At 65.9% G+C, this 13,239-nt stretch carries 11 protein-coding genes; 7 read left to right on the top strand and 4 right to left on the bottom strand.

Features of this window, described 5'->3' with window-relative positions:
- Positions 1-92 precede the first annotated feature (92 nt).
- The 4 genes from xth to erpA all read right to left on the bottom strand — a co-directional run bounded on the left by xth (position 93) and on the right by erpA (position 3,419).
- A complete protein-coding gene (xth, locus tag NA2_RS20480; protein ID WP_008599176.1) occupies positions 93-884 on the bottom strand; it encodes an exodeoxyribonuclease III in 792 nt (263 codons plus the stop codon).
- A 187-nt stretch (positions 885-1,071) separates the two neighbouring features.
- On the bottom strand, positions 1,072-2,145 hold the full coding sequence (locus tag NA2_RS20475; RefSeq protein ID WP_008599175.1) for a polysaccharide deacetylase family protein: 1,074 nt from the start codon (positions 2,143-2,145) through the stop codon (positions 1,072-1,074).
- 293 nt (positions 2,146-2,438) lie between these two features.
- A complete protein-coding gene (locus NA2_RS20470; RefSeq protein ID WP_008599174.1) occupies positions 2,439-2,840 on the bottom strand; it encodes a cupin domain-containing protein in 402 nt (133 codons plus the stop codon).
- Between the two features lie 228 nt (positions 2,841-3,068).
- A complete protein-coding gene (gene erpA, locus NA2_RS20465) occupies positions 3,069-3,419 on the bottom strand; it encodes an iron-sulfur cluster insertion protein ErpA (RefSeq protein WP_040678866.1) in 351 nt (116 codons plus the stop codon).
- Positions 3,420-3,535: 116 nt separating this feature from the next.
- Here erpA and NA2_RS20460 point away from each other — a divergent pair, with 116 nt between their 5' ends.
- The 7 genes from NA2_RS20460 to NA2_RS20430 all read left to right on the top strand — a co-directional run bounded on the left by NA2_RS20460 (position 3,536) and on the right by NA2_RS20430 (position 13,224).
- Positions 3,536-4,756 (top strand): deoxyguanosinetriphosphate triphosphohydrolase, encoded by a 1,221-nt coding sequence (locus NA2_RS20460; protein WP_008599172.1) that lies wholly within the window; start codon positions 3,536-3,538, stop codon positions 4,754-4,756.
- A gap of 70 nt (positions 4,757-4,826) precedes the next feature.
- On the top strand, positions 4,827-6,584 hold the full coding sequence (argS, locus tag NA2_RS20455; RefSeq protein ID WP_008599171.1) for an arginine--tRNA ligase: 1,758 nt from the start codon (positions 4,827-4,829) through the stop codon (positions 6,582-6,584).
- Positions 6,585-6,695: 111 nt separating this feature from the next.
- The gene (locus NA2_RS20450; RefSeq protein WP_081582743.1) at positions 6,696-9,326 is read left to right on the top strand and encodes an SPOR domain-containing protein; all 2,631 of its coding nucleotides are present in this window, start codon (positions 6,696-6,698) and stop codon (positions 9,324-9,326) included.
- Between the two features lie 97 nt (positions 9,327-9,423).
- Positions 9,424-10,443: a beta-N-acetylhexosaminidase gene (gene nagZ, locus NA2_RS20445; RefSeq protein ID WP_040678864.1), complete on the top strand. Its 1,020-nt coding sequence runs from the start codon at positions 9,424-9,426 to the stop codon at positions 10,441-10,443.
- A gap of 61 nt (positions 10,444-10,504) precedes the next feature.
- On the top strand, positions 10,505-11,314 hold the full coding sequence (locus NA2_RS20440; RefSeq protein WP_008599168.1) for a segregation and condensation protein A: 810 nt from the start codon (positions 10,505-10,507) through the stop codon (positions 11,312-11,314).
- Between the two features lie 11 nt (positions 11,315-11,325).
- Complete coding sequence (gene scpB, locus NA2_RS20435) at positions 11,326-12,057, top strand: SMC-Scp complex subunit ScpB (RefSeq protein ID WP_008599167.1); 732 nt, start codon at positions 11,326-11,328, stop codon at positions 12,055-12,057.
- Positions 12,058-12,105: 48 nt separating this feature from the next.
- Positions 12,106-13,224 carry an ABC transporter ATP-binding protein gene (locus NA2_RS20430; RefSeq protein WP_040678861.1) on the top strand — a complete coding sequence of 373 codons (1,119 nt, stop codon included), beginning with the start codon at positions 12,106-12,108 and terminating at the stop codon, positions 13,222-13,224.
- Positions 13,225-13,239: the final 15 nt, after the last annotated feature.

Below are 13,239 nucleotides of genomic sequence, written 5' to 3'. Positions count from 1 at the left end.
ATCACCTGACGCCCGCATAGACGCGGAGAACAAGGAAATGGTCCCGGTCCCGTTTCGATGAAACCTTGAACGGGGTTGAGCGATGCGCGGGTCTATGCCGGCGCCAGGCCGAATTCCGCCACCACCGGCACGTGGTCGGACGGCTTTTCCCAGCCGCGTGTATGCTTTTCCACCGAGACCGACACCAGGCGGTCGGCCGCCTCGGGCGAGAGCAGCAGGTGGTCGATGCGGATGCCGTTGTTCTTCTGCCAGGCGCCTGCCTGATAGTCCCAGAACGTGTAGATCCCCGCCTCGTCATTGACCGCGCGCAGCGCTTCCGTCAGGCCGAGCCCTTCCAGCCGGCGGAAGGCCTGCCGGCTCTCGGGCCGGAACAGCGCATCGCCGACCCATGCCTCGGGGTTCTTCGCGTCCACCGGCTCGGGGATCACATTGTAGTCGCCCGCCAGCACCAGCGGCTCCTCCAGGCGCAGGCGTTCCGCGCTCCAGCGTTCCAGCCGCTCCATCCAGCCGAGCTTGTAGGGGAATTTCTCGCTGTCGACCGGATTGCCGTTGGGCAGGTACAGCGAGACGACGCGCAGTGCGCCCTTGTCGGTCGAGAAGACGCCTTCGATGAAGCGGGCCTGCTCGTCGCCATCGTCGCCCGGCAGGCCACGGTTCACCTCGTCGAAGCGCAGCTTCGACAGGAGGGCGACGCCGTTGAACCCCTTCTGGCCATGCGTTTCCACATGATAACCCAGCGCTTCGATCGCCTCGCGCGGAAACTGCTCGTCGACCGACTTGATCTCCTGAAGACAGGCGATGTCCGGGCTGGATTCGCTCAGCCAGTGCAGGAGGTTGTCGATGCGCGCCTTGACGCCGTTGATGTTCCAGGTTGCGATCTTCATCCGAGCCTCTTCGCGCTTTCGCCAGTCTTAGAGCATTTCGCGGTCGGGTGAAAACGCCGACGCATCTGCAAATGCCAAAAGCCAGGAGATGGAGCGCCTCTTGCGCGTCCATGGGGACGCCTGACGTTGTAGGTTCGTCCGGGTCTTGCCGCAACCGCTGCGAAAAGGATACTGACAGGATGCGACGTCAGGAGGGTTCCGCGCCGGCAATGGCGCGGAGCCTGAAGGGCAGACCAGACAGCAGCGCCCGCACATAGCGCCGCTTCTGGTAGAACCCGTTCAGCGAGACGCGCCGGAAGGCGTTCGGGCTGGCCACATGACGCTCGTCGATCAGGCCAGGAAGGTTGGTCACCGCCGTCGCGAAGCCGGCGTCACGCGCCGCGGCGATCTCGCGCGGGCCGACCGCCGCCGCATAGCCGTAGGGATAGGCGAAGGCGCGCGGCCGGACGCCGACATAGCGCGCCACGGCATCGGCGGAGCCGGTCAACTCGCGCCGCAGCCGGTCGTCTGCGACGCGGCGCAGGTTTGGGTGCGTCAGCGTGTGCGCGCCGAAGCGGGCGAGCGGGTCCTGCGCCAGTTCGCCGAGTTCCACAGCATTCATCGTCTGCCGCTCTGTGATGCCCAGCGCATCGATGCCGCATTCGCGCGCAAGCCCGTCGAGGGCGGCGACGGCGGCATCCTCATCCTCCGCCTGCGTCACGAAGGCGGCGAGACGGTCGAACGCGGCGATCTTCTGAAGGTCGGTCTCCGTTCTCATATCCGTCTCGCCGTCCGGAAAATCGAACGAGAAGCGATCGACCGTGCCAACAATCTCCTCCGCCGTCTTCCACCAGATGGAGCGGCTGCGCTCGACGAAGCCGGCGGTGATGAAGATGGTGTAGGGAACGCCGTAGCGGCGGAATATGGGGGCGGCAAAGCGCGCATTGTCGCGATAGCCGTCATCCAGCGTGAAGCAGACATAGCGGCGTTTGTCCGCCCTGTCGGCCAGCCGTTCCGGCAGGTCCTCGACGGAAATCGGCGTCAGGCCGCTGTCGAGCGAAACCTGGATGGCCTGTTCGAGAAAGGCGGGCGTTACCTTGAGCCAGCTGTTGGGCGCCCAGCGCGCGGGAACGCGCGGATCGACGTGATGCAGCGTGAAGATCGCACCGCGGCCGCCGACCGCCGGGCGCGCTCCGATAAGGCCGGGCAGCGCCGCGCTTTCCAGTCCCGCCCGGATGAGTTCGTAGCGGGCATATCTCTTGAAGGCTTGGAGCGGGATCATGCTTTCGACGCTGTTTCACCCAGATCGCAGGAAAAGAGCCGGACAGGTGAGAGCCCGTGCGGAGCGCCGCTTTCGGCAGAAACGACGCGTCGCCATCCAAGCAGGAAATATTGAACAAATCGCTTCCGCGAAGCGTTAATCTGCGCGCATATACACGTTGGGATTGCGGCGGAAAGTCCGCCGCAGATCCTTCTTCCCATGTGCGGAGCGGAGGGCCGACAGGCCGGCGAACCGGACTGTTGATGGACCGTTGGAACGGTTGAGGGCCGGGCCTCCGCTTTCTGTCCCATGCTCTATGGGCGGGTGACCGCCGGAGCCGCGTCGGAACCGATGAACACCGCCAGGATGCGCACCGGCTTCTCGCCGACGGCGCGGCCATTGTGCCAGGTGTGGAGCGCTTCCACGAAACCGTCTCCGGCCTTGAAGGTCTTCTCCGGGCTTCCCTCGTAGGAAATCGCCAGCTCCCCGTCGAGGATATAGCCGAAGGTCGGTACGGAATGCAGGTGCCGACCGGTTTCCTCTCCGGGCTGAAGCGTCACCACCACGGAGGTGATGTTCGGATTTCCGGCGGGGTAGACGATCTGCTGACCGGTGACCGTCTGTTCGGTCTTGGTAACCGGCACCACCCGCGCGTAGTCACTTCCGGCTTGGTTGTCGGCCAGTGCCGGGGTCGATGTGATAAACGAAAGAACCAAAAGATGTCCTGCTGAAACAATGCCACGATGCATGAAATGTCCTTGAAGGAAACAATTAAAACAAATAACTACACGGATATCTCTAGTATTGAATTCCGGTTTTATTATGGCATTTCCAGCATGAATGGACTTACGGCCGGGCAGGGACCCGAACCCGCATTGACACGGAGCATTGTCAGATAAGCGCTGCGCCCGCCCGAAAGGCGCGCGCCGTTGAAGCGAGAAGCGTCAGATCGAGAAACTCGTGCCGCAGCCGCAGGATGCGACGGCGTTCGGGTTTCTGATCTGGAACGACTGGCCGATCAGGTCGTCGACGAAATCGATCACCGAACCGCCCATATAGACCAGCGACAGATCGTCGATCAGGACCGTCGCGCCGTCCCGTTCGATGGCGATGTCGTCGTCGTTTCGGGTGTCGACGAGATTGAACAGATAGGAGAAGCCGGAGCAGCCGCCGCCCTCGACGGCGACGCGCAGGGCGATCTTGCCGGGGTCGTCCTTCAGAATGGCTGCAATACGCCGCGCGGCGGCCGCGGTCATCTCGACATTCTTCATTTCCGTTCCGGCGTCCATACCCATGAGGTTGTCCTGACGGTCACCTTGCGTTCTTGTTCATGGAATAGGTATGAAGCCGGAGACGGCAAGTCAACCGGAGCGGTCGTGCGGATCCTCTGGCGAAGATGGTGTGGCGGACAATGGACAACTCGGAAAACCTGCGGGAGATCGGCTTCGGGTACCGCCCGCGTGCGGCCTACGCCACGGATCCGGCCACGTCGCGCGGGCGCCTGTTCCGGGAACCCGAAAGCCCCACGCGCACGCCCTTTCAGCGCGATCGCGACCGCATCATCCATTCGACGGCGTTTCGCCGCCTGAAGCACAAGACGCAGGTTTTCATCGCCCATGAGGGCGATCACTACCGGACGCGCCTCACCCACTCGATCGAGGTCGCCCAGATCGCCCGGGCGCTGGCGCGGGCGCTGCGCGGCGACGAGGACCTGGCCGAGGCAATCGCCCTCGTGCATGATTTCGGCCACACGCCGTTCGGGCATACCGGTGAGGACGCGCTCGACGCCCGCATGGCGCGCTGGGGCGGCTTCGATCACAATGCCCAGTCGCTGCGCATCGTCACCGACCTCGAGCGCCGCTATGCCGAGTTCGACGGGCTGAACCTCAGCTGGGAAACGCTGGAGGGGCTGGTCAAGCACAACGGTCCGCTGACGGATGCGCAGGGCGCCGGTCTCGCGGGACCCGTGCCTGTCGCGATCCTCGACTATGTGGCGCGGCACGATCTGCAACTGGCGCTTCATGCCGGGATCGAGGCCCAGTGCGCGGCGATCGCCGACGACATCGCCTACAATGCCCATGATATCGACGACGGGCTGCGCTCCGGCCTCCTGACGCTGGACATGCTGGCGGGGGTGACGCTGCCCGGCGGCATTCTCAGTGCGGTGGAAGAGCGCTATCCGGGGCTGGACTCCGTTCGGCGGGGACACGAACTGATGCGCCGCCAGATCACCGCCATGGTGGAGGATGTGATCGTCGCGGCACGCGCCAACATCGAGGCGCTCGGACCCCGCAGCGCCGAGGACATCCATCGCGCCGGGCGGACGATGGTGACGTTCTCGCCGGCGATGGCGGTGCGGGAGAAGGAACTGAAATCCTTTCTCTACGCCAATCTCTACCGGCACGAGGCCGTGGTCGCCGTGCGGACCAATGCCGACCGCATTGTCTGCGACCTGTTCGACGCCTATTTCGCCGATCCGGCCGCCATGCCGGAAGGCTGGCATGAAGGGCAGGACCTGACGGACGAGGCCGTCAGGGCGCGTCACGTGGCGGATTTCCTGGCGGGGATGACGGACACCTATGCCGTGAAGGAACACCGCCGCCTGTTTGACCGGACTCCCGATTTGGGCTAGTGCGGGCGGCGCCCGGGCCGCGCCGGCGGGGTGCCAGAGTGTTTGCCGAAGCATTTTCAGGACATCGTCCATGAACCTATTTGCCGATTTCACCGATCGGGTGTTGAAGACCGTCGAGACCCTCGGACTGCAGTCCGCCACGGGCGAGGCGCTGGATCTGTCACGCATTGCCGTCGAGCCGCCGCGCGACGCGACCCATGGCGACGTGGCGACCAATGCCGCCATGGTGCTGGCCAAGGCTGTCGGGGAGAACCCGCGCCTGCTCGGCGAGAAGATCGCGGCGGCCTTCGCCGGCGACCCGGATGTGGCCGCGGCGAGCGTTGCCGGCCCCGGCTTCGTCAATCTCAAGCTCAGCGACCGCTTCTGGCAGGCACGCCTCGGCGAAATGCTTGACCTCGGCACGGAATACGGACGCTCGACGCTCGGCGCGGGCAGGAAGGTCAATGTCGAGTACGTCTCGGCCAATCCGACGGGGCCGATGCATGTCGGCCATTGCCGTGGCGCCGTGGTGGGCGACGCGCTGGCCAATCTGCTGGATTTCGCCGGCTATGCGGTGACCCGCGAATACTACATCAACGACGCCGGCGTGCAGATCGACGTGCTCGGCCAGTCGGTCATGCTGCGCTATCGCGAAGCGCTCGGCGAGAAGATCGGCGAGATCCCGGCCGGGCTCTATCCGGCGGACTATCTGGTGCCGATCGGCGAGGCGCTGGCCGGGGAGTTCGGCACGAAGCTGCTCGAAATGCCGGCCACCGAAGCCATGGCGATCGTCAAGGACAAGACCATCGACCTGATGATGGCGATGATCCGCGACGATCTGGCGGCCCTCAACATCAAGCACGACGTGTTCTTCTCCGAACGCACTCTGCATGCGGGCAATGGCGGACCGATCCGCTCGGCGATCAACGACCTGACGATGAAGGGGCACGTCTACAAGGGCAAGCTGCCGCCGCCGAAGGGGCAGAAGCCCGAGGACTGGGAGGACCGCGACCAGACCCTGTTCCGGTCGACGGCGGTCGGCGACGACATCGATCGTCCGCTGATGAAGTCGGACGGATCCTTCACCTATTTCGCCGCCGACGTCGCCTACATGAAGGACAAGCTGGATCGCGGCTTCGAGCACCTGATCTATGTGCTCGGCGCCGACCACAGCGGCTATGTCAAGCGGTTGCAGGCGGTGGCCAGGGCTCTTGCCGGAGATGACCTCGAACTGACGGCGCTGCTGTGCCAGCTCGTCCGGCTGTTCCGGGCGGGCGAGCCGGTGCGCATGTCCAAGCGGGCAGGGGAATTCGTCACCCTGCGCGAGGCCGTCGACGAGGTCGGCCGCGATCCGATCCGGTTCATGATGCTGTACCGGAAGAACGACGCGCCGCTCGACTTCGACTTCGCCAAGGTCACCGAGCAGTCTAAGGACAATCCGGTGTTTTACGTGCAGTACGCTTCGGCGCGCTGCCATTCGGCCTTCCGCCAGGCGAGCGAGCAACTCGGCATCGAGACCTTCGAGCGGGCGGACATGCGGGCAGCCCTGTCGCTTCTCGCCGACGAGGGCGAGATGGCGCTGGTGCGCAAGCTCGCCGAGTATCCGCGGCTGATCGAAAGCGCGGCGCAGGTGATGGAGCCGCACCGGCTGGCTTTCTACCTGTATGATCTGGCCAGCCTGTTCCATGCCCAGTGGAACCGCGGCTCCGAGACAGACAGCTTACGTTTTGTTAAGGTTAACGATCGACAATTGACCTATGCCAGGCTGGGTCTGGTGCAGGCGGTCCGCGACGTACTGACGTCGGGACTGGCGTTGATCGGGGCCGAGGCGCCTTCCGAAATGCGCTGATCTTCCCATCATTGGGGCCTGATTGCCTGTCACCTTTTGCCCACATTGCGCTGGTAGGTGCAACAGTTGCGACGTCGTCGGCGTCCGACCGAGTGTGAGTGCGGAAGAGAAATGGCTGATCATAGTCCCAACCAACGCGCAGACATCGCTGGACTGACGGATGATGACCCGTTTGCGGAACTGACCCGCATCATGGGGCATGACCCGCGTCGCGTCGATATCTCGAAGTCCGATCTGGACGAGGCCGGAGACGATCTCGCCCTTGAACTGGAAAACGAGCTGCTTGGCGACCTGACGGAATTCTCCGATGCGGAGCCGCAGCCGGTCGCAGCCAACGACGCATGGCAGCCGGCCGAGAACGACTGGCGCTTCGAGGCGGCGGTTCCCGAATACGCGGCGGATGCCGCTCCTGAAGACGTTTCCGACGAGGCGGGCGCCGCCATGTCCGACGCGCTCGAAGACACCTTTGCAGCGAGCTTCGAGGCCGAAATGCGCCTCGATGGTGTCGAGGAGGATGCCCTCCAGCCCGAAATGGACATCGAGGAAGCGCCGTCCGAGGACTGGTTGCAGGATGGGTTTTCGACCGCCGCCGAAGAAGAGGACGCATCGTTCCACAGCGAGCCCGCTCTGGAAGAACAGGTGGACGAAACGCCCATCGAGACCGCCGAACCCGGCGAGGAGATGGTGTTCGATCCGCGCGACTGGGCCGAGCTCGATCCCGACTTCGCCGTGACGGAAACGGCGCCGCAGTCCGCGGGCGAACCCTATGCGCCGGAGGACACGGACATCCTGATGTCCGCAATCGACGATCTGCAGAATGAGATAGCCGTTGCCGGCGTGGCGGAGCCTGTCGCATCGCAGAGCGCGGCCCGCCAGTACATGTCGCCGCAGGATTTTGCGACCTCCGTTGCGCGGGGCAGCGAGCAGGAACCCCTCGCCGAAGGACCGGGCGGGGGAGAGGCTCTCGACCTGGCCGCTGCATTCGAGGCGGAGTTCGGCGTGCCGGACGACCCCGCGCCGACGCTGGCCGACGATCTGGAGGGGGCGCTCGAGGACCCGGCATCGTCTTGGCCTTTTGCCGCCGAGCAGGGAGAGATGGAGGCCGAACCTGAATCGGCTTCCGGAGAGCCGTTTGAACAGCCCTCGGCGCGCTTTGCCGACGAGCAGACGGACGATTTCTGGCGGCAGCCGGAACCGCTCCAGCAGCCCGGGCAGGACGGACCCCCACTGATCGACACCGTCGATGTTCCGGGCGACGCGCGCGTCGCCGTCGAGGAAGCACGGCACATTCCCGAGTTCCACAGCGAACCCGCCAGCGGCCCGGAAAACGGCGCCGACGATCTTGAACTGGCGCTTGCCAGGGCGTTCGGTGACGCTGAGGGCGTCCCCGAAACGTTTTCTGGGCCTGCCGAGAAGGCCGGATTTGATTTTCCTGACGATCGGTTCGCTGCGGCAGCCGAGCAGGGTGACGACAACCCGCAGGATGACGACTTCGATTTCGAAGACAGCTTTGCCGACGAGGCCTTCAAGGGTGCGGTCACCGGATACGAGACGCCGCGCTACGACGCCTCCGGCCAGGATGCGACCTATGGCTACGCGGCGCCCGATGCCGGCAGCAACGAAGATGACGGCCTGTTTGCGGCCGACGACGAGCCGTGGCGCGGGCAGGCATCAGACGGCCTGGCGGCGCAGGCTGCGCCGATGGCGGCCGCTCCCGCCTTTGTCCGCAACCGCCTGCCGAGAGGCCGCAACGGCGCGCTGATCGCCGCAGCGGCCGGCGGAGTGGTTCTTCTGGGCGCCGTCGCCATGTTTGCCTTTGGTGGCGGTGGTGGCAGCGACGCCGAAGCGCCGGTGCTGGTGCGGGCAGACAGCGAGCCGGTCAAGGTGAAGCCGGAGAATCCCGGTGGTCAGACCGTGCCGAACCAGGACAGTCAGGCCTATCAGCGGGTCACCGGCGCGGAAGCTGCCGGCAATCCCGAGCAGGAGCGCCTCGTGTCCAATATCGAAGAGCCGGTTGAAGTGCCGGCTCCGCAGGCGACCCCCAAATCGGAGGAGCGCCTGACATCGGAATCCGAGCAGGCGGTCGCCTCCACGGACGAGGCCAATTCGGCGATGGCGCCGCGCCGTGTGCGCACCATGGTCGTTCGCCCCGACGGGACGCTGGTGCCTCGCGAACCGGCCGAGCCGGCGGCACAGGTCGCCGCCGTGCAACCGGCACCCGCTCCGGCTGCGCAGCAGCCGCAGGCCCCCGCAACCGCCGCACAGTCTGATGTTGTGTCGGCGGGCGCGCCGCAGGCTGCCGCGGAGGAACCGGCGCCGGAAGGCACCGCCGCCGTGGATGTCCCGTCCTCTGCCCCGGTCCCGACCGCGCGTCCTGCCGCAGCTCCTGTGCAGAGCCAGCAGCCCGCAGCGCCTGCTCCCGCGCAGGTGGCCGCCGCGCCCGCTCAGCCGGCGCAGCCCGTCGCGCAACAGCCCGCCCAACCGGTGGCGGCTGCCGCCGACGGCTGGTCCGTCCAGATTTCCTCGCAGCCGACCGCCGAAAGCGCCCAGCAATCCTATCAGGACATGGCGCAGCGCCACGGCGACCTTCTGACGGGCAGGGGCGTGAACATCGTCAAGGCCGATGTCGCCGGCAAGGGGACCTATTATCGGGTCCGCATTCCCTCGCAGTCGAAGGAAGATGCCATCCAGCTCTGTTCGAGGCTGAAGGCGGCAGGTGGGAGCTGTTTCGTCTCGAAATAGCGCGCAGCCCCGAAGCAGTCATGAAGCCGTCAGGTCCGCCTGGCGGCTTTTTTGTTGCACGCTTCCAGCCGCCGTCGAGGGCGGCTATCCTCGGCGCATGAGCGAATCAAAAGCGATGATTCTCGGCGCGACCGGGACGGAACTGACGGCGGACGAGATCGCGTTCTATCGCGACGAGCGTCCTTGGGGCTTCATCCTGTTTGCGCGCAATGTCGCCGAACCGGGACAGCTCGGCGATCTGGTCGCGGCGATGCGCGACAGCGTCGGACGCGCCGATGCGCCGGTCTTCATCGATCAGGAAGGCGGGCGCGTCCAGCGGCTTCGCCCGCCGCTGGCGCCGGACTATCCGAACGCCGCCGCCCTCGGCGCCATCCACAAGCGCGACCCCGAGGCGGGGTTGCGCGCCGCCTGGCTGATGTCGCGGCTGCATGCGATGGATCTGGCCCGCTACGGCATCACCGCCGATTGCCTACCGGTGCTCGACGTGCCGGTGGCCGGCGCGCACGACGTGATCGGCAACCGCGCCTATGCGCACGACCCGCAGGCCGTCATCGCGCTCGGGCGGGCCGCCAGCGATGGCCTGATGGCCGGCGGGGTTCTGCCTGTCATGAAGCACATGCCGGGCCACGGCCGCGCCTTCGCCGACAGCCATAAGGCGTTGCCCGAGGTGACGGCCTCGCTCGACGAGCTGCGGGCGCATGATTTCGTGCCGTTCAAGGCGCTGGCCGACCTGCCGATGGCGATGACCGCGCACATCGTCTACCACGCCATCGATCCCGCGCGCCCCGCCACGACCTCGCCGATCGTCATCGGCGACATCATACGCGGCGAGATCGGGTTCGACGGGCTGCTGATGAGCGACGACGTCTCGATGCACGCACTTTCTGGGGATTTCTCGGCCCGCGCCGAAGCAATCCTTGCGGCAGGCTGCGATCTTGTCCTTCACTGCCATGGAATAATGCCGGAAATGCAGGCGGTGGCCGAAAAGGCGCCCGAATTGTCGGGCAAGAGCCTGGAACGCGCCAATCGCGCGCTCGCCTGCCTGAAGCCGGGGGACGATCTGGAAGAGACGGCGGTTCGCGCGGAGTTCGCGCGATGCTTCGAGGCCGTCGCATGAAAACGAGGACCGGGTATTCTTGGCCCAGAATGTTGAAAGACAGGCTGCCAGGCCCATTCCCATGGACAAGCTGTGGGAGGACCAGAGCGCAAGGGACCGTGGCGTTTCCGAACCCGCGCTGACGGTCGACGTCGCCGGTTTCGAAGGGCCGCTCGACCTTCTTCTCCACCTTGCGCGCACCCAGAAGGTCGATCTCGCCCGCATTTCCGTCCTGGCGCTTGTCGAGCAGTATATCGACTTCGTCGAGCGGGTACGCCAGATGCGGCTGGAGCTTGCCGCCGACTATCTGGTCATGGCCGCCTGGCTCGCCTATCTGAAGTCGCGCCTGCTCATTCCCAAGAAGGCCGACGACGACGAACCCTCCGGCGAGGAGATGGCGGCGATCCTCCAGTTCCGGCTGAAGCGCCTCGAGGCGATGCGCGACGCGGCCTCCCGGCTGGTCAACCGCAACCGCCTCGGGCGCGATGTCTTCGCACGCGGCATGCCCGAGGCGATCGTGGTGGAGCGGCAGAGCGCCTTCTCGGCCTCGCTCTACGATCTTCTGACCGCTTATGCCGGCCAGCGCCAGCGCCGCGCCATCACCAATGTGCGCATCGCCCAGCGCGGCGTGTGGTCGCTCAAGCAGGCGCGCGAGATCCTGGTGCGCATGATCGGCGATTTCGCCGACTGGACGGCGCTGGACCGGTTCCTCATCCAGTACATGACGACAGGCGAGGAGCGGGCGACGGCCATGGCGAGTTCGTTCGCCGCGACGCTCGAACTGGTGCGCGAGGGCGCGCTGGAGATCCGCCAGCAGGAGCCTTTCGCACCGATCTACATGCGCACCGGCAAGGAACGTCCGGCAAACCTGTTCGAGACAGCCCATGATTGAGAACAGCGCCCATGATTGAAAACAGCAATGTGGTTCCGTTCGCCGAGGACGACGATGCCGAGGCTTCCGCTCCGACAGCCGGCTCCGGGCCGCAGGCGGCCGAGGTCAGGCGCATGGTCGAGGCGATTGTGTTCGCCAGCGCCGAACCGGTTTCGGAGAAGGCCATTGCCGACCGCCTGCCGAGCGGTGTCGCGGTCGGGGACGTTCTGGAGGACCTGCGCGCCGAATATGCCGCCCGTGGCGTCAATCTGGTGCGCATCGCCGACAGCTGGGCCTTCCGCACGGCCAGCGACCTGTCCTTCCTGATGAACCGCAATGCGGTGCAGCAGCGCAAATTGTCGCGCGCCGCGCTCGAGATGCTGGCGGTGATCGCCTATCACCAGCCGGTGACGCGCGCCGAGATCGAGGAAATCCGCGGCGTCGAGACCTCGAAGGGCACGCTCGACATCCTGCTGGAAACCGGCTGGGTGAAGATGCGCGGCCGCCGCCGCACGCCGGGCCGGCCGGTCACCTACGGAACGAGCACCGAATTCCTCGACCATTTCGGCCTTGAGGAGCTGCGCGATCTGCCGGGCCTGGAGGAACTCAAGGGGGCAGGGCTTCTCTCGTCGCGCATGCCCTCCAACTTCGCCGTGCCGCAGCCGATGTCGAATCCCGACGTCCTGACGGAGGACGAGGATCCGCTGACCGATATCGACCTGGAGGAACTCGGTCTGTTGACACCGCTCGCCGGGGATGATTGACGAGAGCGGTGGGCCGGGTTTGCCCGCGCCATCCAGGGATGCCAGCAAATGACCAGTCAGAGGCAAGGTGCGGCACGGGTGACCGCCGGCGTCAGCTTCGCCGCCCGCCTGTCATTCGAAGGCATCTCGCACAGCTACGCTTCCGGCGCCGAGACGCTGCGTGACGTTTCCCTGGCCGCCGAACCCGGCGAGGTGCTCTGCCTGCTCGGGCCGTCCGGCTCCGGCAAGACGACCCTGCTGCGGATCGCCGCAGGCATCGAGACGCAGAACGCCGGACGCATCCGCCTCAACGACCGGGTGATCGCCGGGCCGGGCGTGTTCCTGCCACCGGAACAGCGCTCGATCGGCCTCGTGTTCCAGGATTTCGCGCTCTTCCCGCACCTGACGATTCTCGACAATGTCCGTTTCGGCCTGACGGCGCTGTCGCCGTCGGAGGCGCGCCGCGAAGCGATGATCGCGCTGGAGCGGGTCGGGCTCGAGACCTATGCATCCGCCTATCCGCACGTGCTGTCCGGCGGCGAGCAGCAGCGTGTCGCGCTGGCACGGGCCCTGGCGCCGCGCCCCGCCGTTCTGCTGATGGACGAACCCTTCTCCGGCCTCGATTCCCGCCTGAAGGATGCGGTGCGCGCCGAAACGCTCGATATCCTGCGGCAGAGCCGGGCGACGGCCATCGTCGTCACGCATGATGCCGAAGAGGCGATGCGCATGGGCGACCGGATCGCTCTCCTGAAGGACGGCAGGCTCGTACAGACAGGCACGGCGGAGGATCTTTACCGGAATCCGTCCGATCCGTTCGTCGCGGGTTTCTTCTCGGAGCTCAACGAGTTTACCGGCAGGGTCGTCTCGGGCGCCGTCGAAACGCCCCTCGGCAGGTTCCCCGCTCCGGACCTGACGGAAGGGGAGGAGGCCATCGTCGCGGTGCGGCTGTCGGGCTTCCAGGTCAACCAGCAGGGTGGAACCATTCCCGCGCGCCTGGCTTCCCGTCGTTTTCTCGGCGTGGTCGAGCATCTGGAGCTTGCGGTTCCCGGAGCCGACAGGCATGTCCGCGCGCGGGTGCGTTGCGGAACCCTGGCGCCGGGTGCCCGCGACATCTGGATCGACGTCGTGCCGGCCGACGTGCTCGTCTTCGCAAGACATTCATTTGAAACATCGGGCGAAAGCGCATAAATCAACTCAATGGCA

Source organism: Nitratireductor pacificus pht-3B (genome assembly GCF_000300335.1).
Classification (GTDB): domain Bacteria; phylum Pseudomonadota; class Alphaproteobacteria; order Rhizobiales; family Rhizobiaceae; genus Nitratireductor; species Nitratireductor pacificus.
Note: the sequence above shows the minus strand (reverse complement) of the source record. Positions and strands in the feature narration are given on the sequence as shown.